Origin of the sequence: Gordonia sihwensis (assembly GCF_029632925.1) — a bacterium.
In the GTDB taxonomy this organism is placed as follows: domain Bacteria; phylum Actinomycetota; class Actinomycetes; order Mycobacteriales; family Mycobacteriaceae; genus Gordonia; species Gordonia sihwensis.
In genome coordinates this window covers 45,887-71,674 of sequence record NZ_CP121248.1, presented here as the reverse complement: position 1 = coordinate 71,674, position 25,788 = coordinate 45,887, and the positions used below count along the sequence as shown (strand labels likewise).

At 69.7% G+C, this 25,788-nt stretch carries 23 protein-coding genes and 2 tRNA genes; 12 read left to right on the top strand and 13 right to left on the bottom strand.

The window, feature by feature from the left end; genetic code table 11:
• Window positions 1-23 precede the first annotated feature (23 nt).
• Complete coding sequence (locus P5P27_RS00370; RefSeq protein ID WP_278125871.1) at window positions 24-2,597, top strand: helix-turn-helix transcriptional regulator; 2,574 nt, start codon at window positions 24-26, stop codon at window positions 2,595-2,597.
• 12 nt (window positions 2,598-2,609) lie between these two features.
• Here the strand turns inward: P5P27_RS00370 and pcaD are convergent, their stop codons facing one another.
• Window positions 2,610-3,380, bottom strand: a complete 771-nt coding sequence (gene pcaD, locus P5P27_RS00365; protein ID WP_006897462.1) for a 3-oxoadipate enol-lactonase — start codon at window positions 3,378-3,380, stop codon at window positions 2,610-2,612.
• A complete protein-coding gene (locus P5P27_RS00360; protein WP_278125869.1) occupies window positions 3,377-4,618 on the bottom strand; it encodes an acetyl-CoA C-acetyltransferase in 1,242 nt (413 codons plus the stop codon). Before P5P27_RS00360 ends, pcaD begins: the two co-directional genes overlap by 4 nt.
• Before the next feature lie 76 nt (window positions 4,619-4,694).
• Between P5P27_RS00360 and P5P27_RS00355 the strand changes: the two genes are divergently transcribed.
• Window positions 4,695-5,579: a LysR family transcriptional regulator gene (locus P5P27_RS00355; RefSeq protein WP_045537891.1), complete on the top strand. Its 885-nt coding sequence runs from the start codon at window positions 4,695-4,697 to the stop codon at window positions 5,577-5,579.
• 154 nt (window positions 5,580-5,733) lie between these two features.
• Window positions 5,734-6,900 carry an IS1249 family transposase gene (locus tag P5P27_RS00350; RefSeq protein WP_278125867.1) on the top strand — a complete coding sequence of 389 codons (1,167 nt, stop codon included), beginning with the start codon at window positions 5,734-5,736 and terminating at the stop codon, window positions 6,898-6,900.
• 113 nt (window positions 6,901-7,013) lie between these two features.
• On the opposite strand, the gene P5P27_RS00345 is transcribed toward P5P27_RS00350, so the two are convergent.
• Together P5P27_RS00345 and P5P27_RS00340 are read right to left on the bottom strand one after the other, a co-directional pair.
• A tRNA-Arg gene (locus P5P27_RS00345) sits at window positions 7,014-7,086 on the bottom strand.
• Between the two features lie 57 nt (window positions 7,087-7,143).
• Window positions 7,144-7,232, bottom strand: a tRNA-Ser gene (locus P5P27_RS00340).
• 112 nt (window positions 7,233-7,344) lie between these two features.
• Here P5P27_RS00340 and hisC point away from each other — a divergent pair.
• Window positions 7,345-8,415: a histidinol-phosphate transaminase gene (hisC, locus tag P5P27_RS00335; RefSeq protein WP_278125864.1), complete on the top strand. Its 1,071-nt coding sequence runs from the start codon at window positions 7,345-7,347 to the stop codon at window positions 8,413-8,415.
• Here hisC and P5P27_RS00330 read toward each other — a convergent pair.
• On the bottom strand, window positions 8,407-9,387 hold the full coding sequence (locus P5P27_RS00330) for an alpha/beta hydrolase (protein WP_006897466.1): 981 nt from the start codon (window positions 9,385-9,387) through the stop codon (window positions 8,407-8,409). The two genes, hisC and P5P27_RS00330, sit on opposite strands and share 9 nt — an antisense overlap.
• Before the next feature lie 100 nt (window positions 9,388-9,487).
• On the opposite strand from P5P27_RS00330, the gene P5P27_RS00325 reads away from it, so the two are divergent.
• Window positions 9,488-9,937: an acyl-CoA thioesterase gene (locus tag P5P27_RS00325; RefSeq protein ID WP_006897467.1), complete on the top strand. Its 450-nt coding sequence runs from the start codon at window positions 9,488-9,490 to the stop codon at window positions 9,935-9,937.
• Between the two features lie 3 nt (window positions 9,938-9,940).
• On the opposite strand, the gene P5P27_RS00320 is transcribed toward P5P27_RS00325, so the two are convergent.
• The 6 genes from P5P27_RS00320 to P5P27_RS00295 are packed head-to-tail and all read right to left on the bottom strand — an operon-like array spanning window position 9,941 to window position 15,810.
• Complete coding sequence (locus P5P27_RS00320; RefSeq protein WP_006897468.1) at window positions 9,941-11,143, bottom strand: hypothetical protein; 1,203 nt, start codon at window positions 11,141-11,143, stop codon at window positions 9,941-9,943.
• A 10-nt stretch (window positions 11,144-11,153) separates the two neighbouring features.
• Complete coding sequence (locus P5P27_RS00315; protein ID WP_006897469.1) at window positions 11,154-12,281, bottom strand: acyltransferase family protein; 1,128 nt, start codon at window positions 12,279-12,281, stop codon at window positions 11,154-11,156.
• Window positions 12,282-12,286: 5 nt separating this feature from the next.
• Complete coding sequence (locus P5P27_RS00310; protein WP_006897470.1) at window positions 12,287-12,898, bottom strand: response regulator transcription factor; 612 nt, start codon at window positions 12,896-12,898, stop codon at window positions 12,287-12,289.
• Between the two features lie 23 nt (window positions 12,899-12,921).
• Window positions 12,922-14,034, bottom strand: a complete 1,113-nt coding sequence (locus P5P27_RS00305; RefSeq protein WP_278125860.1) for a sensor histidine kinase — start codon at window positions 14,032-14,034, stop codon at window positions 12,922-12,924.
• 34 nt (window positions 14,035-14,068) lie between these two features.
• Window positions 14,069-14,845 (bottom strand): ABC transporter permease, encoded by a 777-nt coding sequence (locus P5P27_RS00300; RefSeq protein ID WP_006897472.1) that lies wholly within the window; start codon window positions 14,843-14,845, stop codon window positions 14,069-14,071.
• A gap of 26 nt (window positions 14,846-14,871) precedes the next feature.
• Entirely contained in the window at window positions 14,872-15,810 is a 939-nt protein-coding gene (locus P5P27_RS00295; RefSeq protein WP_006897473.1) for an ABC transporter ATP-binding protein, read from the bottom strand.
• A 210-nt stretch (window positions 15,811-16,020) separates the two neighbouring features.
• Here P5P27_RS00295 and P5P27_RS00290 point away from each other — a divergent pair, with 210 nt between their 5' ends.
• From P5P27_RS00290 to P5P27_RS00280, 3 genes are all read left to right on the top strand, one after another.
• Complete coding sequence (locus P5P27_RS00290) at window positions 16,021-17,298, top strand: sigma-54-dependent transcriptional regulator family protein (protein WP_278127476.1); 1,278 nt, start codon at window positions 16,021-16,023, stop codon at window positions 17,296-17,298.
• 110 nt (window positions 17,299-17,408) lie between these two features.
• Complete coding sequence (exaC, locus tag P5P27_RS00285) at window positions 17,409-18,932, top strand: acetaldehyde dehydrogenase ExaC (protein ID WP_006897475.1); 1,524 nt, start codon at window positions 17,409-17,411, stop codon at window positions 18,930-18,932.
• Window positions 18,933-18,943: 11 nt separating this feature from the next.
• The gene (locus tag P5P27_RS00280; protein ID WP_006897476.1) at window positions 18,944-19,366 is read left to right on the top strand and encodes a DUF779 domain-containing protein; all 423 of its coding nucleotides are present in this window, start codon (window positions 18,944-18,946) and stop codon (window positions 19,364-19,366) included.
• A gap of 77 nt (window positions 19,367-19,443) precedes the next feature.
• On the opposite strand, the gene P5P27_RS00275 is transcribed toward P5P27_RS00280, so the two are convergent.
• Window positions 19,444-20,466 carry a YeiH family protein gene (locus tag P5P27_RS00275; RefSeq protein ID WP_006897477.1) on the bottom strand — a complete coding sequence of 341 codons (1,023 nt, stop codon included), beginning with the start codon at window positions 20,464-20,466 and terminating at the stop codon, window positions 19,444-19,446.
• Window positions 20,467-20,560: 94 nt separating this feature from the next.
• Window positions 20,561-21,196 (bottom strand): TetR/AcrR family transcriptional regulator, encoded by a 636-nt coding sequence (locus tag P5P27_RS00270; RefSeq protein ID WP_278125854.1) that lies wholly within the window; start codon window positions 21,194-21,196, stop codon window positions 20,561-20,563.
• Between the two features lie 69 nt (window positions 21,197-21,265).
• Between P5P27_RS00270 and P5P27_RS00265 the strand changes: the two genes are divergently transcribed.
• From P5P27_RS00265 to P5P27_RS00250, 4 genes are read left to right on the top strand one after another with little or no spacing between them, the layout of a single operon-like run.
• Window positions 21,266-22,582: an oxygenase MpaB family protein gene (locus P5P27_RS00265; protein WP_006897479.1), complete on the top strand. Its 1,317-nt coding sequence runs from the start codon at window positions 21,266-21,268 to the stop codon at window positions 22,580-22,582.
• A gap of 41 nt (window positions 22,583-22,623) precedes the next feature.
• Window positions 22,624-23,523, top strand: a complete 900-nt coding sequence (locus P5P27_RS00260) for a LysR family transcriptional regulator (protein WP_222110895.1) — start codon at window positions 22,624-22,626, stop codon at window positions 23,521-23,523.
• A gap of 4 nt (window positions 23,524-23,527) precedes the next feature.
• Window positions 23,528-24,145, top strand: a complete 618-nt coding sequence (locus tag P5P27_RS00255) for a class I SAM-dependent DNA methyltransferase (RefSeq protein ID WP_278125852.1) — start codon at window positions 23,528-23,530, stop codon at window positions 24,143-24,145.
• Window positions 24,142-25,788, top strand: coding sequence for an FUSC family protein (locus P5P27_RS00250; RefSeq protein WP_045537911.1), 1,647 nt, complete (start codon window positions 24,142-24,144; stop codon window positions 25,786-25,788). Before P5P27_RS00255 ends, P5P27_RS00250 begins: the two co-directional genes overlap by 4 nt.

Genomic DNA, 25,788 nt, shown 5'->3' with positions numbered 1-25,788 from the left:
CGACAGGAATAACCTCGACAACCATGATCATCGAGGCCGCCTGCGTCGGCCGGGAGAACGAACTGTCGGAGCTGACCGACCGCGTCGCCGACGCCGCCGGTCCCGGCTTCGTGCTGATCACAGCCCCGCACGGTTCCGGAAAGTCGACGTTGCTGCGGCGCCTGTCGGAGATCCTGCGGGGTCGCCGGGTCCGGGTCGCCGCAGCACCCGAGCTCGGCGATCCGGCCGAGCTCTTCGGTGACGACCCCGCAGCGCTGCTGATCGACGACGCCGATCATGCGGACGACGCGGCTCTGCGCCGGCTCGGACGGCTCGCCGCCGCGCGCCCGCAGGCGCGCGTCACGGTGATCCTGGCTGCGGAGCGGTCCACGCCCGCCATCGCCGACCTGCTGCCGGACACCTTGCGACTTCCAGGTCTGGACCGCAGCGCCGTGGCGGAGATCGCCGCGGCCCGCGGGCGGTCGGTGCACCCGTCTCTTCTCGACGAACTGACCAGGCACACGATGGGCCGACCGCGCGAGATCGTCGAACTGCTCGACGAGTTGCCCGACCGTCTGTGGTCGCGGGCCGACGCAGCCCTGCCCGCACCGGCCCGTGAGGTGGAACGGGTCCGCACCGCCCTGACGGCGTGCCGACCGGAGACGCGGCGGCTCATCGAGGCGATCGCGATTCTGAACGATCCGGACTCACTCGGCACGGCCGTGGAACTCTCGGCGGTCGGCGACGTCCTGTCCGCCGTCGACGAGGCGGTCGGAACCGGGCTCGTGGAGCCGGCCGCCGCCGTCGGTCCGGCCGCCTCGGCCCTGGCCGTGCCGACTCCGGTCACCCGTGCCGCGGTACTCGAAGTGCTGGGGCCCAAGCGGACCGGGCTGCTGCACCGCCGAGCCTCGGAGCTGGTGGCGGATCCGGCACGCAGACTGCATCATCGCGTCGCCGCCGCACCGGTGCCGGACGCCGAACTCGCGGACGAGGTCGCCGCACTGGCGGCCGATCGGGGCGGCGCGGGCGAATGGGCAGAGGCCGCCGAGCTCTACCGTGAGGCCGGGCGGCTGACCGACGAGCCGCTCCGGCATGCCGAACGAGTGACGCTCTCGGTGGACGCGCTCTTGGCCGACGGCGACTGCCTCACCGCCGGTTCCATGGTGCCGACGGTGGAGAGCCTTCGCGAGACTCCGCTGCGCAATGCGACACTCGCTTATCTGGCGATCCTGCGCGGACGATCGGCCGAGGCCCGGATCCGGCTCGACAGAGCGTGGGGCATCGTCAGCGTGGAGCGCGAACCCGCGATCGCGGCCCTCATCGCGCAGCGTTACGTACTGCACTGCCTGGTCCGCTGTCAGGGCGAGCGCCTCGTCGGCTGGGCGGACCGCGCGATCGACATGGCCGGAACCGCCTCGCCCGCCGGTGTGGAGGCCGCCGCGATCCGCGGGCTCGGCCTGGCATGGTCCGGCCGCACGGCCGACGCCGTCGCGTCGTACGACGCGCTGGGCCGCGACGTCCGGTTCGGAGCGCAGACGCAGCGGGTCGCCATCGGCCACGGCTGGCTGCAGCTGGGGCTGGACGAGGTGGACTCCGCGCGCACCAGTCTCGAGACGGCGGTGTCGATGGCGAATCTGGGCGGCTCCAAACGCATCACGCTGTGGGCACTGGGCTGGCTGGCCCGTCTGCGGTTCGTGACCGGCGACTGGGACGGGGCACTGCTCACCGTCGCGCAGTCGCGCGAGCTCGCGACCACCAGCGGCATCACCCTCGCCACCCCGCTCGCCGACTGGACCGCGGCTCAGGTCCACTGCCTCCGAGGCGACCGGGAGGCCGCGGACGCCGCGGTCGCGCATTCGGCCCGACTGGCGGGCGACTACGAGATCATGCAGATTCCGCTGCTGCTGGCACAGGCGCAGATCGCCGAGGCGGCCGCCGATTACAACAAGGTCACCCGAGTTCTCTCCCCGCTGAGGCTCCTCGCCGAGGACACTCCGGCTCTCACCGAACCGGGCTGGTGGCCGTGGGTGGACGTGCTGGCCAACGCGCTGGTACTCGACGGCCGGCTCGAGGCCGCCGACAGTCTGCTCCGCCCGCACGAGGAACTGGCCGACCTGCGCGGGCATCGTTCGGCCGGTGCCCGGCTCCGCTACGCCCGCGGCCGCTATCTCGGTGCCATCGGCGACATCGCCTCCGCGCGAAGGAAGTTCGAGGAGGCCCTCGAGCTTCTCGACGGTCTGCCCCTGCGGCACGACCAAGCGCGCGTCAACTTCGCCTACGGGCAGACTCTCCGCCGGGCGGGCAAGCGGCGCGCCGCCGATGCGGTGATGGGCAACGCCCGCGACATCTACCGGTCGCTCGGAGCCACGGCGTACGTCGACCGCTGCGACCGCGAGTTGAAGGCCGGCGGCCTGCACGCGGTTCGCGGCGACCGCAGTTCTGCGGAGCTGACACCGCAGGAGGAGTCGGTGACCGCGCTGGTGGCCTCCGGGATGAGCAACCGGGAGGTGGCCGCCGAGCTCTACATCTCACCGAAGACGGTGCAGTACCACCTGACCCGCATCTACGCGAAACTCGGCGTCCGGTCGCGTTCGGAGCTGGCCGCGCTGCGCCGGTGATCTCGGCAGCGGCTACTGCGCCAGCAGATGGTCCAGCAATGCCGGATTCACGATCTGCGGTTGCTGAGCACAGGCCAGGTGGGCCGACTCGGGAACCACCAGCAGCCGACCGTCCTGGACGCCGTCGACGATCTCGGCCAGGACCGACGGTCCGGTCGCGGTGTCGTCGCGGCCGGCGATCGCCAGGGTCGGCGCGGAGATCGACGGCAGATCGGCGCGCTGATCCATCGCGGCGATCGCCTCGCAGCAGCCCGCGTACCCCTCTGCGGGCGTGCCCGCGACCATCGCCTCGTAGTAGCGCTTCCGCTCGGCGTCGGCGGACAGGTACTCGGGGGTGAACCAGCGGCTCACCACCGCCTCGGCGATCGGCGCGACACCGTCCGCACGCACGGCGGCCGCCCGTTCCGCGTACGACTCGGCGTTGGCCAGCCGGGCCCCGGTGCACAGCAGCGCCAGGCGCCGAACGCGGTGCGGTGCGCGGACCGCGACCCGCATCGCGGTCATGCCGCCGAGCGAGAGCCCCACCAGGTGGGCGCGGTCGACGCCGAAACCGTCGAGGAGCGCCAGCACGTCATCGGCGAGGTCGTCGATGCTGTACGGCCCGTCCGGCACCGGGCTCTGCCCGTGACCGCGGGTGTCGTAGCGGATCACCATGAAGTGCTGTTCCAGATCGGCGATCTGCGCGTCCCACATCCGGTGCGTGGAGCCGAGCGAGTTGGAGAGCACGACGGCGGGTCCGTCGGGCCGGCCGCTGACCACCGCGTGGACGTCGACGGCGCTCATCGGATCGCCTCGAACACGGCCGCGAGTCCCTGGCCACCGCCGATGCACATCGTGACCAGCACGTTTCGGGCGCGTTGTCGCCTCGCCTCATGGGCAGCGGTGACCACCAGCCGCGCGCCGGTCGCTCCGATCGGGTGGCCCAGCGAGATGCCCGAGCCGTTGGGATTGAGCCGCTCGTCGCCGGGCTCGACTCCCCATTCGGCCAGGACGGCCAGCACCTGCGCGGCGAAGGCCTCGTTGAGTTCGATGAGGTCGATGTCGTCGAGTGCCAGTCCGGCGCGCGCGAGTGCCTTGGCGGTGGCACCGACCGGCCCGATCCCCATCTCCTCGGGTGCGCATCCGGTGACGGCCCACGAACGCAGTGCGAGCATCGGATCGAGATCGCGCCGCTCCGCTTCGGCGAGTGTGGTGACCACCATCATCGCGGCGCCGTCGTTCTGGCCCGAGGCGTTTCCGGCGGTGACGGTCGAGTCGGGGTCGACGGCCAGGCGGATCGGCCGCAGTCGGGCCAGCGATTCGGCCGTGGTGCCGGGACGTGGATGCTCGTCCCGGTCGACGACGACGTCGGGGTCGCGGCGGCCGCCCGGGACGGTGACCGGAACGATCTCGTCGGTGAATCGGCCGGCCTCGATGGCGGCGAGGGCACGGCGATGCGATTCGGCGGACAGCCGATCCTGTTGCTCTCGGGTGAGTCCGTAGCGGGCGCGCAGATTCTCGGCGGTCTCGATCATCCCTCCCGGTACCGGATGCGACTGCCCGCCCGCCGTCAACCGAGCACGATCGAGGCGATCGCGCAGTTCCACGCCACCCTGCCCGACCCCGGTGCGCAGGCCGAGCGCGTAGTGCTCGACGGTGGACATCGACTCGGCGCCGCCCGCGACGATCAGATCGGCCCCTCCCCCGGCGATCTGCGCCGCCCCGGACAGGACGGCCTGCAGACCCGAGCCGCAGCGGCGGTCGAGCTGCATTCCGGGCACCCCGGCGCCGAGTCCGGCGTCGAGGGCGGCGATCCGGCCGAGAGCCGGCGACTCGCCGCTCGGATACCCCTGTCCCAGCACGACGTCGTCGACCTCGTTCTCTCCGAGACCGGTCCGGGCGACGAGCTCGCTGAGCAGGTCGGTCGCGAGGCGGTCGACCGTCAGCTTCGCCAGCGCTCCGCCCATGCGGCCGACCGGTGTCCGCAGCGGGGAACAGATCACGATGTCGTCGTGGGTGCGAATGCCGGACGCAGTAACCATGCGTCCAGCCTAGAAAGCCGGACCCATATCGTGAAGTACATGTTCTACGATCGCTGAAACAGGAGAGGTATCAATCATGGAACTGCGGCATCTCCGGTATTTTCGCGTGGTCGCCGAGGAGCTGCACTTCCGTCGCGCCGCCGAACGTCTGCACATCGCGCAGCCGCCGCTGTCTTCGCAGATCAGACAGCTCGAAGAAGAGCTCGGCGTCCAGTTGCTGACGCGATCGACCCGTCGCGTGGAACTGACTCCGGCCGGGGAGGTGTATCTGGACCGGGTCCGCGAGATCCTCGACGCCGTCGATGCGGCCGGCGAGCAGGCGCACCGGGTGGCCGAGGGCATGCAGGGCGCGTTGACGATCGGGTGCGTCGGATCGGCCACCTATTCACTCTTCCCGCGTCTGGTGCGAGCACTGCGCGACGAGCTGCCCGGCGTCGATGTGAGCGTGCGCGGCGAGATGCTGGCCCCCGACCAGGTGACGGCGCTCGAGGCCGGCCGGATCGATCTGGCGCTGCTGCGGCCCCCGGTCACCAGTGCGCGCGTGGTGGTGGAGCCGGTGCGCCACGATCGACTGATCGCGCTGGTTCCCGACAGTCACCGGCTCGCCGGACGCGGCGAGGCGGATCTGGCCGACCTGCGCGACGACGACTTCGTGATGCACGCGGGCCACGGCCGCTCGGCGCTCAACGGACTGGTCACCGGCCTGTGCGCCGACGCCGGGTTCGTTCCGCGGATCCGGCACGAGGTGACCGAGACCTCGACTCTCGTCACGCTCGTGGCCGCCGGGCTCGGAGTGTCGGTGGTTCCCGAGCCGACGTCGGCTCTCGACATCGCCGGAGTCCGGTACCTTCCGCTGCGCCCCGAGGCAGGAATCGATCTGTCCGCGGCATGGATTCCCGAGCCGGCGTCTCCCGTCGTCGAGCGTGCGCTGACGGTCCTGCGGCGGATCGCCGCGGAGTGAGCCGGTACGAGGGCGCTGACGGTCCGCCCAATGGCGCCGGTTCGTCGTTCTAGGAACTTGTGGGTTAAAGGCCAAAATGTGTGTACAGGTACGCTGGTTTCCGGTGTCTGACCTCGACTGACAGTGCGCCGGACATGCTTTGAAAGCATGTTCGGTGTCAGGTTCTCGGAATTCCCCCTCATGTGGTGTATGCGGCCGCAAGCTCGTCAAGAACGGAACCACCAGCGCCGGCCGCACCCGCTGGCGCTGCAAAGACTGCGGCGCCTCCAGCACCCAGAAACGCCCCGACATCACCCGCAAAGCCGAACTCACCGCGTTCCTCACCTGGCTCCTGCACGGCCGACAACCCGACCACATCAGCGCCCGCACGTTCCGCCGATCACGCTCCTGGTGCTGGAACATCGAAGTCCCACCACCTGCACCCCCGACTGAGCCGGCCCAGGTATTGATGCTCGATGGCACCTACTTCCAATCCTGGTGCCTGCTGATCGCCTTCGACGGCACCCACGTCGTCGACTGGCAATGGTGCGACCGCGAGAAGAAGATCGCCTGGCAGCAAATCCTGCAACGCCAACCCGCCCCGCACGTCGCGGTCATCGACGGTGGCCGCGGCCTGCTCGCCGCGATCGCTGACGATTGGCCCACCACTCGAGTCCAGCGCTGCTACTTCCACATCTTCCAGACCGTGCGCCGCCACCACACCTTCAAACCCCGACTCGATGCTGCCCGTGAAATTGTCACTCTGACAACCGCTTTGATGAACATCCGCAATTCCGAGCAGGCCGTGCTCTGGCTTCAGGCCTACAACGACTGGGAAATCAAGCACGACCGATTCCTCCGGCACCGGACCTACGCCCGCCCGCACGCTGTGCGCCCGAAGGGCGTCGCCGAGACCAGCACCTGGTGGTACACCCACCGCGACCTACGCAAGACCCGAGGACTGTTCCGGCGGCTGATCTCAGAAGAGCACCTGTTCACCTGGATCGACCCCCGCCTGACCGATGAAGAGCACCCCCTGCCGCGGACCACCTCACCGCTCGAAGGCGGCCCCAACAAAGGTCTCAAAGACCTGTTCCGCGCTCACCGAGGACTTCTGACCGAGCACGCCCGCCGAGCCGCCGAATGGAAGCTCAACAGCCTCACCGCCCACCCACACGATCCGTGGAGCCTGGTCCGCGAAGAGCACCACAACCCACCACCGCAGCGACCGAAGGAAACGCCCGTCGAGGACGAGCAGATCGGGCCCGCCGCCTACGACACAGGCTTCAACTGGGAAGACGGCAACGGCATCCAACACGGATGGGGAGGCCGAAACCGGTAAACCACCCGACGCCACGCCCGAACCGTACACACATTCTGGCCTTTAACCCGAACTTGTGCCGTATTCCACCGACGAGAAGGTCCCCGTCGCGAACGACGGGGACCTTCTCGGAGTGCGCCCGTAGGGATTCGAACCCCAAACCTTCTGATCCGTAGTCAGATGCTCTATCCGTTGAGCTACGGGCGCGTAGTGGATCTTGCGATCCGCACTTCTTCAATTGTACCGGGTCCGTGTCCCGGTCGGCGGAGGCGAGAGGATTTGAACCTCCGGTTCCACTTTCATGGAACAACTCATTAGCAGTGAGTCCCATTCGGCCGCTCTGGCACGCCTCCCTGGTGGAGTCCTTTCGGGCCGCCGGGGCAAAACATTACACAGAGGGAGCGTCGGGACGCAAATCGCCGACCGGGTGAGCATCGACCCGCAGGTCAGACGTACATTTGAGGGGTGAGCATGCGAATCCGCCCCGATCTGGACACCCTGCCCGTCTACGTCCCCGGCAAGACCTTTCCGGGCGCGATCAAGCTCGCCAGCAATGAGGTGACCGACCCCCCGCTCCCCGGCGTGGCCGCTGCCATCGCCGAGGCCGCAGCGACGGCCAACCGCTACCCCGACAACGGGATGGTGGAGCTCACCGACGAACTGGCCAAGAGCCTGGGCGTGACCCCCGCGGAGATCCAGGTCGGCTGCGGATCGGTGATCCTCTGCCAGAACCTGATCACCGTCACCGCCGTCCCGGGCGACGAGGTGCTGTTCGGCTGGCGCTCGTTCGAGATGTACCCGGTGGCGTCGCGCGTCGTCGGCGCCACCCCGGTCCAGATCCCGCTCACCGGCGACGCCGTGCACGACCTCGCAGCCATGGCGGGCGCGATCACCGACCGGACGCGCCTGATCTTCGTGTGCAACCCCAACAACCCGACCGGCACGGTGGTCGAGGCGCAGGCGCTGCGCGACTTCCTGGCCGCCGTGCCGTCAGACATCGTCGTCGCGCTCGACGAGGCCTACTTCGAGTACATGCGGCTGACCGGACCGTTCGCGTACGATGCCCTCGAACTGCGGCGCGAGTTCCCGAACCTGGTGGTCCTGCGCACCTTCTCGAAGGCGTACGGACTCGCCGGCCTGCGGGTCGGATACGCGGTCGGCGATCCGGAGGTGATCACCGCGCTCAACAAGGTGCACGTGCCGTTCACCGTCAGCAGTGTGGCCCAGTCCGCGGCCGTCGCCTCCCTGCGCGCACAGGACGAGCTGCTGGCACGGACCGACGCGGTGGTCGCCGAACGTGAACGCGTCACGGCACGACTGCGCGAGCTCGGCTACCGGGTACCCGATTCACAGGCGAACTTCGTGTGGCTGATGCTCGGCGACGACTCCATGCCTTTCGCGACCGAGTGCGCCGAGGCCGGGGTGATCGTCCGACCGTTCGCGGGCGACGGGGTGCGGGTCACCGTCACCCATCCCGCAGAGAACGACGCCTTCCTCACCTTCGCGGAGAAGTACGCCGGCGCGCGGTCAGAGTGAGGGCGCGATGGCGTTCCACGCCTCGGGCAGGTCGCGCTTCCAGTAGTCCCAGCTGTGCGTGCCGATCAGGCGGAATCCCGAGGTGAAGGGGATGTCGTTGGCGCGCAGCAGTGTCGCGAACTCGAGCGAGCAGCGGTTCGCGCCCACCTCCAGCGCCGAACCGGCAGCGATCTGCGCGTTCTCCGGGCCGTCCTTGGGGTCACGCTTGGCGGCCAGGTCGAGCGGTCCCACCGCACCCGAACCGGACGAGATGTACAACGCCTTCCCGCGCAGGGCGTCCAGCTTGTGGGCGGGATCGTGCTGCACCCAGTCCTTGGAGCCGGGCGCACCCCACATATTGTCGGCGTTGGCGCCGCTCTTCGCGACGGTCGCGCGGACGTAGGCCTCGTTGGCCTGGCCCGAGACACGCGGGCAGCCGCTCATCGAGGCGACACCGCGGTACAGCTTGGGGTGGCGGGTGGCGAGGGCGAACGCCGACTGGCCGCCCATGGACAGACCCATCACCGCATTACGTCCGGACCCGCTGAACTTCGCGTCGATCACGGGCGGCAGCTCCTGCGTCAGGAAGGTCTCCCACTGAGGCTTGCCGAGCTTCTTGTCCGGCTTCTCCCAGTTGGTGTAGAAGCTGCCCGCTCCACCGGCAGGCAGGACGACGTTGACGTTGCGCCCGGCGAAGAACGACTCGGCGCCGCCCTTGGTGATCCAGTCGCTGACCTTGTCTCCGCCGTCCGCGCCGTCGAGCAGGTACACGGTGGGCCGCGGACCGGAGCCGCCGGGGCTGAGAACCGTGACCGGCACCGAGCCGTTCATCGCCGCCGACTTGACGGTGAGGTCCACCCGGTGAATGCTCCGAACCTTCTCCGCGACCACGTGCGCCCCCTTGGGAGCGGCGTTGACCGGTGCGGTCGACACCGACGCCAGCATGGCCGCAGCCGCGACGACAGACCCGGCGGTGACCAGCTTCAGTGACATACGATCGCACCACATGGTCGCCCAGCGTACCCGGCGAAAGTGTCGACCGTGTGAACGTCGATGCCGAGCAGCGTGCTGGGCCGGCACTAGGATCGGCGACATGACCGAGACCTCGACGCTGCCGGACGGCCGTCGCCACGCCTTCACCGCGCAGGTCCCCGTCAGGTGGTCGGACATGGACGCCTTCGGTCACGTCAACCATGCGCGGATGGTGACCCTCATGGAGGAGGCACGTATCCAGTGGCTCCTGAGCGCCGGGGACGACTACGCACCGCACATCAAGAGCGCGATGATCGTCCACGTCGACATCCGGTACCGAGCACAGCTGCACCACGACGATTCGCCGCTCCGGATCGGGATGTGGATCAAGGGTTTCCGATCGGTCGACTTCACGATCGGCTACGAGATCGCCGGCGCCGCCGCGCCCGCGGGGGCGCGCCCGGCGTGCGTCGCAACCACTCAGATGGCCGTCGTCGACATCGAGAAGCACAGTCTGCGGCGCCTGACCGCCGCCGAGAAGGACCGTCTGCGCGAGTGGACCCGCTCCTGAGACTCAGGGCTCGTACTTCTCCGGAAGCTGCGCGGGTGCCGCCGTGCCGAGCTGAGCGATGTTGCCCTGCAGGACGTCCCGGTAGATGCGCAGCTGTTCTTCGCCGCTGCGCACCTGCTGCGACAGCCTGCGGGAATGGTCCGCGGACAGTTCGCGGTCGCCGGAGCGCGAGAGCAGATGGTCGATGCGCGCGTCGATGGTGGTGGCACGGTCGAACTCGTTGAGCAGCCGCAACTCGACAGCCGCGGACTCGACGGTCGCACAGATGTCGATGAGAGCGTGGACGCGGTCGATCAGTTCGGTCCACACCGGCCGCAACGCCTCTTCGCGCTCTCTGATGTGGGCGACGAAGCCGGGATCGAAACCGCCGTTGTCCCGAGCGCGGTCGAGATCGACGCGCAACGCCCGCAGCGCCACGACGTCGGAGGCGATCTCGGCGAGTTCGGCGTGCAGGTTCACCTGCACCCGCTGCATCTCGAAGTGGTCCGACAGCCAGGCCGGGTTGGTCCGGATGCGGTCGTAGTAGTGGCCGGCGACGAACAGGAGTGCCTCGTAGCCGTCGGCGAAGCTCGAACCGCGCGACGAGTCCTGCGTGGTGGGCATGGTCCCGAAGACTTCGTCGGCCCAGTGCTCCACCTGCCTGCGTCCGGCGCGCCCGGCGACCTTGTCGACGATTCCCGCCACTTTGTCCAGGGCATCGGTGCCGGCCCAGCGGGCACCCGAGGTGGACAGGTTCGCCACCGGTGTGCAGAGCAGCCCGGCGAAGAGTTGCTCGCGCTCATCGACCTCGAGGTAGACGTTCTCGCGGCGTTCTCGGCGAATGGCCCGCATACCCGACGGAAAGACGCCCTTGCCGGTGACGACCGCGCGGTGCGCCTCGTCGCGCCGGCGGGTGAGCCCGGCCATCCGGGACCGGATGATCGGGACCACGACGCCCGGCAGCATCGTCGACGCCAGTTTGCGCTCGGCGTGCACGATTCCGCGCTGCACGCGCCGCAGTTCACTGAATCCCGACTGCGGAACCGGCATCGGCAGTCCCTGCGAGACGCGGCGGACCACCGTCGCCCGCGCGGTGGGCACGAGATAGCCGGCAGCGATGAGAATGCACGCGGTGTCGGACAGTTCCGCAGGCTGCCCGGGCACCCGCGCATCCGTCGTCCACTGACGGAGATCGGCTGCCGTGACAGCACGCTGCGGTGAGGTCATGGCGCCGATTCTACCCGCGGACCCCGACAGATCGCGTGGGAGAATCCCGCCACAGCGGGGCGGTGAGGCGATGCAGCGACCACGCGACGGGCACGCTGATGACACTGGTCACGACGAAGGCCGCGAGGGTGGATCCGGTGAAGACCGAGTACCCGAGAAGATCCATCGTGAACTCCAGCACCATCACGTGGACCAGGAAGAACTCGTAGGAGATCTCGCCGAACCACACCATCGGCCGACTGCCGCACACCCGGGACCACGCGTCGTCGCCGGGGCCGATCGCCAGGGGACCGACCAGACCCAGGGCCACCACCAGGTAGAGCGTGTGTTTGACGACCGTCGCTCCGGCGTCGGCCGGCACGATCGTCGGCTCTCCGGCGACCGCGCCGCCGCTGATCAGGAACGCACCGACCGCGACAGCGACGCTCGGGATCGCGGGCCACCGCGTCACCGTCCGGGCCAGGACGGCGAGCACCATCCCGCCGACGAACCAGCTCGCGAAGGCGGGCGGCCACATTCGCGCGGTGGGGTCGACGCCGTCGGACCCGTGCACCACCACCGTCCACAACGGCGAGACCAGCAGCAGCCCGCCCAGGCACACGAGCAGCAGGTCGGGCCGCCACCGATCGCGGCACACCAGATGCGCGATCGGCCACGCCACCAGCGGCAGCGCGATGTAATAGGCCACCTCCGCCGCCATGCTCCACATCTGGGTGAGGCCGGTGTGCAGGTGTCCGAGCCCGTACACCTGGGTGAATGTGAGGTTCCGCAGCAGGTCCGACCACCCCTGACCGAAGTCGGACGTGTCCGTGCGCACCAGGAAGATCGCGTACACCGCCAGCACCGTGACCCAGTAGGCGGGCACGATCCGCCGCACCCGATGCCATGTGTAGCGCCGCAGCCCCGGATACTCGGCCGGCGCTCCGGATTGCGTCTCCTGCAACGCCCGCACCCAGGGCGCGAACAGCAGGTAGCCGGAGAGGACGAAGAAGAGCGCGACGCCGACCTCGAAACGAGACAGCAACCGACCCACGTAGTCGTCGGTGTAGTGGCCGGTCCAGTACGCGGCGTGCGTGAGGCAGACCGACAGCGCGGCGACGGTCCGGACACCGGTCAGTGCGGGGACGCGGCGTCGCACCGGGGTCAGATCCAGCCCCGATCGCGTGCGATCCGCGCGGCCTCGGCCCGCGTCGACGCGCCGGTCTTGCCGATGGCCGACGACAGGTGATTGCGCACGGTGCCCGCCGAGAGGTGCACCTGCGACGCGATGGTCGCGACGGTCGCACCCGAGAGCGCGGCGGTGAGAACCTCGGTCTCGCGCGGAGTGAGCGGATTGTCACCGCTGGTGAGGCTCTCGGTGGCCAGCGTCGGATCGATGACGCGGAGCCCGGCGTGGACGCGTCGCACGGCGTCGGCCAGTTCGGCGGCGGGGGTGTCCTTGACGACGAATCCGGACGCACCGGCGTCCACCGCGCGGCGCAGGTATCCGGGCCGGCCGAAGGTGGTGACCACCAGCGAGCGGACTCCGGGCAGTTCCCGCGTGATGCGGGAGGCCGCCTCGATGCCGTCGGCCCCGGGCATCTCGATGTCGAGCAGGCACACCTGGGCGCCGCTGGACCGCGCCGCGTCCACCACCTCGTCTCCCCGGCCCACCTGCGCGACCACCGCGAGGTCGGGCTCGAGATCGAGCAACGCCGCGAGCGCACCGCGGACCAGTGCCTGGTCGTCGGCCAGCAGCAGTCGGATGGTCTCCACCGGTCCCCCTCTCGGAGAAGAACCTACCGTCCCTCGTCCACGCTCGCGGTCACCGTGGTGCCGGTGGCATCGGAATCGACCGTCAGGCGTCCGCCGCCGGCCTCGACCCGTTCAGCGAGCCCGCGCAGGCCGTTCCCGAAGGTCAACAGCGGCGAGCCGTGACCGTTGTCGGCGACGGTCAGGCTGTGATCGGTGAGCGTCACGACGCATCGGGTGGCTCCGCTGTGGCGGACCACGTTCGTCACCGACTCGCGCAGCACCCATGCGAACAGCGCCGCGTGCGGACCGTCGTAGGCGTCCGGATCCGGCAGGTCGGCGTCGATCTCCGCCGCCGTCAGCGCGATCTCCGCGGCCGCGACCACACTCGGCAGTTCCGGCGCACGCAGGTTGCCGACCGTCGACCGGACCTCGGCGAGCGCCTGCCGGGCGAGCGCGTTCAGTTCCGCCATCTCCTGCTTCGCCCGCGCCGGATCGAGATCGACGAGCCGGCCCGCGAGCTCGGACTTCACCGAGATCACGGTCAGCGAGTGCCCCAGGATGTCGTGCACGTCGCGGGCCACGCGTTCGCGTTCGGCGACCACCGCGAGCTGCCCGTTCAGCTCCCGCTGGCGTTCGGCGGCGAGTTCCCGGTCGCGCTCGCCGTCGCGCATCACGCGCGAGAACCCCATCGTGATGCCGACGACCAGCAGGACGATCAGGAAGCCGCTGTCGAGCTCCCATCCGAACAATTCCGGTACGACCACCGCCGAGACGAGGACCGCCGCCACCCCGGCCAGCGAATACCCCACCCGCCACGGTGCCGCGAAGGCGACCGCCGCCATCACGAACGGCGCCACGGAGAACGCGTCCGCGCACAGCAGCGGCATCAGTCCGATCATCAGAACCGCGAGCAGGGCGATCGCGGCGTTGCGCGCCGGCGCGGAGCGGGGATCGCAGTCGAACATCGAGTACACGCACAGCAGCAGATAGACGACGACGAACACCGCGATGATCGCCAGGGCCAGAGCTTTCATCAGCCATCGCGCGTCGGCGGTGATGATCCCGGCGATCGGATACCCCATGAACAGCAGCCACACGGCCGCGAACAGCCAGCGCCCGCTCCGCCACGGTGAGGTGGGGGCGGGCGCTGCGGTCATCGGTTCCTCCAAACTGGTCCCGGCACGGCGCGAACTACTGCCTGCGCGTGCTGCGGTTGTAGAAGTAGCTTGCCGCAACGGCGAATGCGATGGCCCAGAAGGCGATGTTCGCGATGATCACCCACAGGGAGATCGGGGTGCCGTAGACGGTGACCCCGTGGTCGAGCGGGTACCGCGCCAGCGAGACGACGCCGAACATCGGGGTGAATTCGGCGATCCGCAGCATGGTTCCGTTCAGGGGGACGAAGACGTTGCCCGCGAAGGCCAGCAGCGCGAGCACGCCGCCGAGGGCCTGCATGGCGCCGTCGGACTTCAGAATGCTGCCCAGGGCCAGCCCCAGCGCCGCGAAGACTGCCGAGCCGAGCCACGCCAACACCAGGCACACCGCCCAGACTCCGACCGGGGCGGTGGCTCCGGAGATCGCGCCGACCACGGCCAGCAGCACCACCGGCAGTGCGCTCATGGTCAACGCGAGCGCGACCTTGGTCGAGACGTAACCGGCGGGCCGCAGCGGGGTCATCATCAGTGTGCGCGTCCAGCCGGCCTGCTGCTCGATGGAGACCGCGGCGGCGTTCGACGCCGCCGCCAGGACCGCGCCGTACAACGCCATGCCGACCAGGACGTAGAAGGCGACGTTGCCGCTGCCGACCGTCTCGGAACTCTTCTGGGTGGCGCCGAAGACGAGGTACAGGAGGGCGGGCATCGCGACCGTGAAGATCATCGCTCGCCGGTTCCGCAGAACGCGGCGGATGTCGTTACGGAGATAGACGGTCGACACGCTGCTCGCAGCGAGGGTGGAATTGAGACTCATGGCAATGCCTTTCAGGTCTCGGCGCGTCAGGCGCCGGTGGTCAGCGCGACGAACGCGTCTTCGAGGTTGTGGCTGGCGATCTCGAGATCGCGGGCGCGTGTGCTGGTCAGCAGGTGGCGGGCGAGGACATCGGAGTTCTCGAGAGACAGATAGATCCGGCCGCCGCGCCGTTCGGTGATCTCCAGGTCCGGGAACACCCGCTGGAGACCGGGCACGGCGTCGTCGTCGAGGACGGCCGAGACGATGCGGCGGCTGGCCCGGGCGCGGATGTCGGCGGTGGAGCCGTCCGCGACCACCCGGCCGCTCGCCATCATCACGATGCGGTCGGCGAAGGAGTCCGCCTCCTCCAGATAGTGGGTGGCGAACAGGACGGTGCGGCCGTGCTGGGCGTCGGCTCGCATGGCGGCCCAGAAGGTCCTGCGCGACTCCACGTCCATCCCGGCGGTCGGCTCGTCGAGGACGATGAGGTCGGGATCGGGCAGCAACGCCAGCGCGAACTTGAGTCGCTGCTGCTCACCGCCCGAGCACCGGGAGACCTTGCGAGCGCCGAGATCGGCGATGTCGGCACGGCGCATCACCTCGGGGATGTCGGCGGTGCGCCCGTGAAGCGCGGCGACCGTGGAGACGGTCTCGGCGACGGTGAAGTCGTCGAGCAGTCCGCCGGTCTGCATGACCGCGGCGATCCGGCCGGCGCGCGCCGCCTCGCGCGGATCGCGGCCGAAGACCCTCACCTCGCCGGAGTCGGGTGTGGTGAGGCCGAGGATCATGTCGATGGTGGTCGTCTTGCCCGCGCCGTTGGGTCCGAGGAAGGCCACCACTTCGCCGGGCTGGATCTGAAGGTCGATGCCGTCGACGGCCTGGACGGTCTCGCCCTTCGAGCCGCGGAACCGCTTCGACAGATCGGAGATGGCGATGGCCGGAACCGTCGACGCGGTTCGCGCTGGGGTGAGATGTCGTTGTGTCATGACATTCACTCTCCCGCCGGGGGACGCCGGTCACCCAGAGCGGATGTCATCGGTTCGCCATGACGTTTGTCATGGGCCCGGCACAACGCTTCGCGATCGCGGCAATCGGTGTAGCCCGGGCCGCAGACGGGGCCGGTCGTTGCCCGGGTCACACCGTGCAGGCACAATCGAAGGACGAGGACCTGCGAAAACAGTCGGGAGTTGAACGCGATGAGAGACGGCGCCGGCGTGTCGACTCGCGTCCGCCGTGCCTACGAGCAGTTCCTCGCCGGTGTCTCACCCGCCGACGACTCCGTGCGCTCGCTGGTCCGGGAATCGTGGGAGCGGTCCCGCAGCCGAGGAGTGGATCCCGGTGAGGTGGAACCCGGCCACGACGCCGGTGCCCCCATGTCGGGTGATGCCTTCGACGCGTACCGCTCGTCGCATCGGCTGGCGGCCGTGCGGCCGCTGGTGCAGTCGCTGATGCTCGACGACATCGCCGATTCCGGCGTGGTGGTCGCGCTCACCGACAACCAGGGCCGGCTTCTGTGGGTGGAGGGCGACCACGGAGCCCGTGACGCCGCGGCCCGCATCAACTTCGTCGAGGGCTCGGTGTGGAGCGAGGACACCGTCGGCACCAATGCGCCCGGACTCGCCCTGACGATGAATCGCGGTGTGCAGATCATCGGTCCGGAGCATTTCTCCGGTCCCGTCCAGAACTGGAACTGCGCCGCGGCCCCGGTGCACGATCCGGTGTCGGGCGAACTGCTCGGCGTCGTCGACGTCACCGGCGGACCCGCGGCCGCGGCACCGTTCGCTCTCGCGGCGGTCCGATCGGTGGTCGCCGCGGTGGAGCGGGAACTGCAATCACGCGCCGTCGACCTCGCCGCACCCGAGACCTTCGTCCGGCCCGACACGCGCCCCCGGCTCACCGTGCTGACCGACGGCCCCGCCCACTGGCACGATGCCGCGGGCGCCGCCCGACCGCTGTCGCCGCGGCACGCGGAGATCCTGCTCCTGCTGCAGAGCTACCCCGAAGGTCTGGGGACCGAGCAACTCGCGACGATGCTCTCGGACGAGGGGCTCGGCGCGGTCACCGTGCGCGCCGAGATCTCGCGGCTGCGGCGCGACCTCGGCGATGTGATCGCCGCCCGCCCGTACCGGCTCACCGTCGACGCCGGCTCCGACGTCGACGAGTTGCGCGGGCTCATCGCCGCGGGCGATCTGACCGCGGCGGTCCGGGCGTTGGGGCGCGGCGGACTGCTGTCCGAGTCCCTCGCCCCCGGCGTGGTGGAACTGTTCGACGAAGTGCGCGAAGACCTGCGATCGCGCATGTTCGGCACCGGCGACCTCGTCGCCCTGAACGCGTGGGTCGCCTCGCCGCACGGCCGGGACGACATCACCGCGTGGAACGCGCTCGCCCAGCGGCTCCCCGCCGGACATCCGCAGCGGGCGGTCGCACAGGGGCGGGTCCGGCTGCTCGATCGGCGGTTCGGAGTGCGGCGCTGAGGGCGCCGGGCGCACCCCGCGCCGCGATGCAACGCGACTGCAACCACATCACCCCTAGTGTGTGATTCACCTCACCGATTGAAGTGAATCCACGAAGGAGTGCAAGCATCATGACCGTCTTCGCAAAGCCCGGAGCCGACGGCTCGCTGATGAGCTACCAGTCCCGCTACGACAACTGGATCGGCGGCAAGTGGGTTCCGCCGGTGAAGGGTCAGTACTTCGAGAACCCGTCGCCCGTCGACGGCAAGACCTTCTGCGAGGTGGCCCGCTCCACCGCCGAGGACATCGATCTGGCGCTCGACGCCGCGCACGCCGCCGCACCGGCGTGGGGCAAGACGTCGGTCGCCGAGCGCGCCGCCGTCCTGAACAAGATCGCCGATCGCATGGAGGAGAACCTCGAGGCGATCGCCGTCGCCGAGTCGTGGGAGAACGGAAAGGCCGTCCGCGAGACACTCGCCGCCGACATCCCGTTGGCGATCGACCACTTCCGCTACTTCGCCGGCGCCATCCGCGCCCAGGAGGGCGGCATCTCCGAGATCGACAAGGACACCGTCGCCTACCACTTCCACGAGCCGCTGGGCGTCGTCGGTCAGATCATCCCGTGGAACTTCCCGATCCTGATGGCGACCTGGAAGCTGGCCCCGGCCCTGGCCGCGGGCAACGCGATCGTCATGAAGCCGGCCGAGCAGACCCCGGCGTCGATCCTGTACGTGATGAGCCTGATCGGCGATCTGCTGCCGGACGGCGTCGTGAACATCGTGAACGGCTTCGGCGTCGAGGCGGGCAAGCCGCTCGCCTCGAGCAACCGCATCCGCAAGATCGCCTTCACCGGCGAGACCACCACCGGCCGCCTCATCATGCAGTACGCGTCGGAGAACCTGATCCCGGTGACCCTGGAGCTGGGCGGCAAGAGCCCGAACATCTTCTTCGAGGACGTGATGGCCTCCGACGACGGCTTCCTCGACCGTGCACTCGAGGGCTTCTCGATGTTCGCCCTGAACCAGGGCGAGGTGTGCACGTGCCCGAGCCGCGCGCTGGTGCAGAGCAGCATCTACGACGATTTCCTCGAGCGCGCCGTCGCCCGGGTCGCCGCCATCAAGCAGGGCAACCCGCTCGACACCGACACCATGATGGGCGCCCAGGCGAGCAACGATCAGTGGGAGAAGATCAAGTCGTACCTGGAGATCGGCAAGCAGGAGGGCGCCAAGGTGCTCACCGGCGGCGAGCCCGCCGATCTGGGCGGCGACCTCTCCGGTGGCTTCTACATCCAGCCGACCGTCTTCGGCGGCAAGAACGACATGCGGATCTTCCAGGAGGAGATCTTCGGACCGGTCCTGTCGGTGACCTCGTTCACCGATTACGACGACGCGCTCTCCATCGCCAACGACACGCTGTACGGCCTGGGCGCCGGCGTGTGGAGCCGTAACGGCGCCGTCGCCTACCGCGCGGGCCGCGACATCCAGGCCGGCCGGGTGTGGACCAACACCTACCACGACTACCCGGCGCACGCCGCCTTCGGCGGCTACAAGCAGTCGGGCGTCGGCCGCGAGAACCATCTGATGATGCTCAGCCACTACCAGCAGACCAAGAACCTGCTGGTCGGCTACGCGCAGAGCGCCAAGGGCTTCTTCTAAGCCGGCGTGCGATGAACGAGCCTGCAACCGTCGCGCGCGTGGTTGCCACCGACTCCGCCGTGGAGCTCCTGACCAAGCTGTCGGAGCTTCACGGCGGGCTCATGATCCATCAGTCGGGCGGATGCTGCGACGGCTCCGCTCCGATGTGCTACCCGGTCGGCGAGTATCGGGTCGGCCAGCGCGACGTGCTCGTCGGCGAGGTCGAACTGCCCGAACCGCTGCCCGCGGTGCGCATCTGGATCAACGGCGACCAATTCGAACTGTGGAAGCACACGCAGCTGATCCTCGATGTGGTGCCCGGCCGCGGAGCCGGATTCTCCCTCGAAGCCCCCGAGGGCGTCCGGTTCCTGTCCCGATCGCGGGTGTTCACCGATGAGGAGAACGCCGCACTCGCGGATTCGCCGCCCCTGACCGGGGCAGACCTGGGCGTGTAGCGGCGACCCGCAGAATTCTTGGCTCCCGGAACGGTCTGAGAGACCGTTCCGGGAGCCAAAGTTTTCCCGATCGGAGCTCACCCGGCGAGCAGCACCCCGCCGAGTGCCACACCGGCCACCAGGACGGTGGTCAGCGCCGCCTGGACGAAGGGACGCCATCCCACCCTGCGCATGACCTCCATGCGGACGCCGAGTCCGAGAGCCGCCATCGCGATCGTCAGCAGCACCACCTGCGCCTCGTGCCCCACGGAGATGACCGCCGAGGGCAGCACTCCGGTGGACCGCAGGATCGCGCACGCGACGAATCCCACCACGAACAGCGGAACGATGGGAGGCCGCTTGCCCGCTACCCCGGTGGCGCGGCGCTGACGGATGCTCAGCACGGTGACGACCGGCGCGAGCATCATCACGCGGGCCAGCTTCACCACCACCGCGACGGTGAGCGCGCCTCCGCCGATCATCCCGCCGGCGGCCACCACCTGCGCCACCTCGTGGATCGAGCCGCCGGCCCACAGCCCCGCGACCTCGTCCGAGAGCCCCATCGCGTGGGAGAGCAGCGGGATCGCCGGAATCATCAGCGTTCCGAAGATGACGACGGTGCCGACCGCGGTGGCGGTGTCCTCGTCGTCGGCCTCCACCACGCCGTCGACCGCCGCGACCGCCGCCGCACCGCAGATCGACATGCCGCAGGCGATCAACAGCCGGCGGGCGAACGGAATGCCCAGCGCCCGTCCGATGAGCAGACCCCCGACGATGCCGCCGACGACGATCGCGACGACCACCAGAATCATCCCGAATCCGAGTCCGAGCACATCACCGAGAACCAATTGCAGCCCCAGCAGCGCGACACCGATGCGCAGCAGCGTCTTCGACGCCAGCGTCAGTCCGGGCGCCGCGGCGGCAGGCAGCCGGACCACGTTGGCGACCACCGCGCCGATCACGATGGCCAGCAGGAGCGGACTGACCGCAGGCAGGAGCATGGTGATGCCGGTGGCGGCGAGGGCGACCGCGCCGCAGATCAGCAGCCCCGGAACCACGGCGCGGGGATCGGGCCGGTCGCCTCTCCCGGACTTTCCGGCACGATGCAGTGTCTGAGTCATACCTCCACGGTCGGCGAACCGGAGGCGATCGGGAACCCGGAGATCCGATATGCAGACATATCAAATCGATATGGTCATGACCCCGTCCGTCTCGCTAGAGACTGGCCTCCCGGCCGAGCCGGGAGGCGAGCTTCTGCAGCATCAGCAGCCCGGCGCCCATCCGGTCGGCGAACTCCAGCAGCCGGTCGACGGCGGCCGAGTCGGGATTCTCCAGCCGGAAGGCCAGCAGCTCCCGGGCACCCGCGTGCATCACGCGCGCCGTCAGTTCCGGATCGAGCTGGTCGAGCCCGATGTCGGCGACGACCTCCGCCAGGTACTTCCGCACCCGCTCCTGCGACACTTCGAGCCGCCGGCCGAACTCGGCAGGCGCCCCCAGCGGGGGCGACAGGAACAGCCGCCAGCTCGCCGGATTCTCGTCGATCGCCTCGATCAGCCGCGCGAGCACCGCACGCAGTTGCTCGAGTCCGGCGAGACCCTCCGCGCTCGCGACAGCGGCCGCGAAGTCGGCCTGGTCTCGGTCGCTCTCGCGATCGACCAGCGCGACGAACAGTCCGGTGACGTCGCCGAACTGCTGATAGATCAGCGTCCGGTGCACTCCGGCCTCGTCGGCGATGCGGGCGGGGGTCGCGGCGTGAAAGCCCTCGCGGTCGACGATCGCGAGAGCGACGTCGAGAATCTGCTCACGCCGGGCCGCACCGCTCATCCGCCGACGCACGTTCTCCGAAGTCACCCTTGACATCGTAGTTCACACATTGTTAGTTAGTAACTAACAATGTGTTAGTTACCCCGGAGGGCCGCCGTGACCACCTATTACCCCGATCTCGCCGACGTGGTCCGCCGACAAGCCGACGCCCTGCCCGAGGTGTACGGCGACGTCGACTTCAGCGGCGTTCCCTACCGGTTCACCACTGACCCGGACGTCGAATCGGCACTACCGGCGTGGGTGGGCGGCCGGTCCCGCTACCTGTCGGACGAGCGAATCGTGGAGCTGATGACCACGTCGACGATGCTCGGCGACGTGGTCGCCGACAGGTATGCGGCGCTCGCGGCCGACCACAGCGTCTCGGAGCTGATCTCGATGCTCCGCACGGCGTGCCGCGAGGGGATCGACGCCGTCGAAGACGCGCCTTCCGAACTGGCGTCGTTCCTGGAAGCGATGGAGACCACCCCCGACTGGATCGATCTGGACCTGGTCGCCGAAGGCGCCCGCCTGTCGCGAGTGCCGTCCGCGCTGCTCTCGCCGTTCATCACCCGCGGGGCGTTCATCGCCACCTTCACGAATCTGTACGCCGCACTTCCGATGGTGATGACCGGCGCACTGACCGGCAAACGCGCGGCACGGCGGGTCAACGAGACGACGAGCTTCTTCGCGGTCACCACGCTGCCCGGCGCACTCGACCGCGACGGCGCGGGGTTCGAGGCCGCCGCGATGGTGCGACTGATGCATTCGATGGTGCGGTACAACGCCTTGCGCCGATCCGGAACCTGGGATGTCGACACCTACGGAATCCCGATCCCCCAACTCGATCAGGCACCGGCCGGTCTGATGGGCGCGTTCATCCTCGCCCAGCGCGCATTGCGACAGGGTCGCTCCGAGTTCACCCGGGCCGAGCGGGCGACGGTGGAGTTCCACCGGTACCGCTGCTTCCTGCTCGGGCTTCCCGAGGAACTGGTCCCCGCCACGCCCCGGGGAGTGGTCGACGTGTTCACCGGCCGCGCTGCGCTGCTGCGCGCCGGATTCGACGGCTCGTGCGCGTCACTGGTCTCGTCGACGATGAACGCCTACCTGCGCTCGGGACACACCGCCTTCGACCGTGCCGCCGAATCCGTCGAGCGCAGCTACAGCAAGATCGCGTTCATGATCGCGTTCTGCCAGGGGAATCGCCGTGCCGCGGCACGGATGGGCGTCGAGATCGCCGCCGCCGACTTCGCCAGGATCGCGGTCACCGCACCGTTCATCGTCGGTCGCCTCGCGGCCGCCCAGTACGCGACGCGGATCCCGTTCCTCGCCCCGCACGTCGACCGGTACGCGACGCGGATGGTCGAGCGACGGCTCGCCGACTACGGCAAGCCGGAGTTCCGGACCGACCACACCGAGTACGCCGTCGCGCACTGAACGATGCACGACCGCCGGCGCGACCGGGGTACTGTCCAGCCGTGGACTTGCGATCGATCGACCTGGGGGCGCTCGAGTTGCTCGTCGGAGTCGACGACCACGGCAGTCTGAGCGCGGCGGCCCGCGCGTTGCACGTCGCACAGCCCAATGCGTCACGGGCCATCGGGCGGCTGGAACGCCTGCTCGGCGTCCGTCTGCTCGATCGGGTCACCACCGGCTCCCGCCTCACCCCGGATGGGACCGTGCTGGTGCATTGGGCCCGACGCACCGTCGACGATGCGCGCGCACTGCTGGATGTGGCGGCCGGGCTGCTCAGCGATACCGCCGCCGAGGTGACCGTCGACGCCTCGATGACGGTCGCCGAACACCTGATGCCCCTGTGGCTCGGGACATTCCGCACCGACCATCCCGAGACCACCGTGCACCTGCGGGTCCGCAACTCCAGCGCGGTGTTCGAGGCCGTCGCCTCGGGCGGCTGCGACGTCGGCTTCGTCGAGAGCCCGTCGATTCCGTCCGGACTGCACAGCGCGGTGGTCGCGCGCGACCGCCTCGTGCTCGTCGTTCCGCCCGGCCACAAATGGTCGCGCCGTCGGCGCCCCATCGACATCGCCGAACTCGCCGCGACGCCGCTGCTGGTCCGCGAACCCGGATCGGGCACGCGCACGACGCTGGAGGTGGCGTTGACCGGATACGACATCGCCCCGCCGATCCTCGAACTCGGCAGCAGCGCCGCGATCCGCACCGCGGTGGCCGGCGGGGTCGGCCCCGCCGTGCTCAGCACCCTCGCCGTCCAGGAGTCCGCGCGCAGCGGCGAGTTGCGCGTGATCGATGTGGACGGACTCGATCTGACCCGGGAACTGCGCGCCGTGTGGCGACCGCCACGCACTCTTCAGGGCCCCGCGGCCGAACTCGTCCGGATCGCCCGCCGGTCGGCACAATAGATCCGTGACCGCCGACCAGCCCGGCTACGACGCCCTCGCCGATCTCTACGACAGAACGTTTCCGGATCCGTTTCAGACGGCGCTCGAGCGCCGGGCCGTCGACGCCTTCGCGGACATGGTGCTCGAGTCGCGGCCGGATGCGGGGGTCGTCGACGTCGGCTGCGGCACGGGCGGTGTCTCCGCGCATCTCGCCGGACGCGGGCTGAGCGTGTGCGGCGTCGATCCGAGCGCCGGAATGCTGGCGGTGGCCCGACGGAGGCACCCGCAGCTGACGTTCCGGACGGACGACGCCCGGCTCGTCACCGTCGACCTGTCACGGGTGGGCGGCGTCGTGGCGCGGCACAGCCTGATCCACGTACCTTCGGACGAGGTGCGCGAGATCCTCGTCGACTGGTCGGCACGACTGTCCGCCGGCGCCGTGGTGCTCATCTCGACGCAGGCCGCCGACGAGCCCGGTGTGCACGAATTCGATCACGCCGTCGCAAAGGCGTGGCGCTGGCATCCGGACGCGCTCGCCGACGCGGTCGTCGCGGCCGGCTTCGCGGAGATCTGGCGCACGGTGAGCCGAGCGGACGCCGACCACCGCTTCCCCGACGTCCATCTGGCGGCGCGGCGCCCATGACCGATCACGCTCCGGTCCCGCCGTCGCGACCGTCGGTCCGCGCACTACTCCTGTCGCGGCCGTCCACCCGTGGACGCTGGGCTCCGGCACTGCGCGGAGGGCTGGCCTTCCTGCTGCCCGCGCTGACGCTGTACGGGCTGGGATTCGAGCGAAACGCGGTCCTCGCCGCACTGGGCTCGTTCGCGCTGATGTACGGCGAACGTCGCCCGTACCGGATCAGGTGGCGCGTGAACCTCACCACGGGTCTGCTGCTGGTCGCCTCCGCGGCCCTGTTCGGCGCGCTCGGCTCATGGATGGGTCCGGGTGGATCGACGGCTCGCGAGATGACGATGGTCGGCGCGCTCGCGGCGCTCACCGCCGTCTCGGTATTCGGGGTGAACACCCTGCGTCTGGGGCCTCCCGGTCCGTTCTTCCTGGTCTTGGTCGGAGGTGTCGCCGTGGTCGTCTGCCGCGCCGGCGGCTCCGCCGCGACGGTGGCCCTGTGTACGGCCGCGGGCGCGGCCGCCGCGTTCATCGTCAGCATGTCGCCCGGACTGTGGCGCCCGCACGGACCCGAGATCGCCGCCACCGAGACCGCACTGGCCGAGGGCGAGCGCTTCCTCGCCGACAACCGCGAGCCCTCCCGCAGGCACAGTGTCGCGGCGTCGACGCTGAACGCGTGGTCGGTGCTGCACGACGCGGCGCAGATCGACGGCGATCTCGCACATCGTCTCTGGCTCACTCATCACCGCGTTCACGGCGCCGAGGCCGGCGCTCTGATGGCGCCGCTCCCCCGTCCCAGCATCGTGCACCGCCTCAGATTCGGAGCGCGCCTCGACAGCCACGCGACAGTGACGGCCACCCGGGCGACGGTGGCCACGCTGCTCGCGGGCGGGGTCTCGGTCCTCGCCGGCCTGGGACGCCCCGACTGGGCGATCATGGGCGCGGTCCTGGTGCTGCAGTTGGGGCCCGACCGTGTCCGCGGCGCGGTGCGCGGTGTGCACCGCGTGCTCGGAACGCTCGGCGGTCTGGCGATCTTCGCCGTGCTGCACACACTCGATCTGCACGTCGCCGCGCTGATCGTGGTGCTGGCCGTGCTGAACATCATGATCGAGCTGACCGTCACCACCAACTACGCGCTCGCGGTCACCTTCATCACGCCGCTCGCGCTGCTGATGGGAGCGCCGACTCAGCCGCTCGGCGAGCAGATGCTCTCACGCGTCATCGAGACCCTGTTGGGCGTCGCGTTCGCGGTGGCGACGATGTGGCTGCTGTTCCCGCGGATCCACCGCAGCACCCTCCGCTCCGCGGACGAGGCGGCCAGGGCGGCGTGTTCCGATGTGTTGAACCGGGCGAGCACGGATGTCCCCGCGTCGGCGTCCATGCGCGTGTCGCGGCGCGACCTCCAGTGGCAGTTGCTGGAAGCCGAGCTGGCCGCGACCGACAGCGCGAACGACGAGCCCGCCTGGGCGTACCGCTACTGGCCCGCCCATGCGGCGGTCCGATCCGTGGGCTACGACACGCTCGGCGCCTGCTGGCGCGCCGGCCCCGACACCCTGATCGGCGAGACGATCCGCGCCGACCTCGCCGACCGCGTCACCGCGAGCCGCACGATCGGCCTCACCCCTCCCCCGACTGAGCGAGGCCCTGAACAGGCAGGTTGA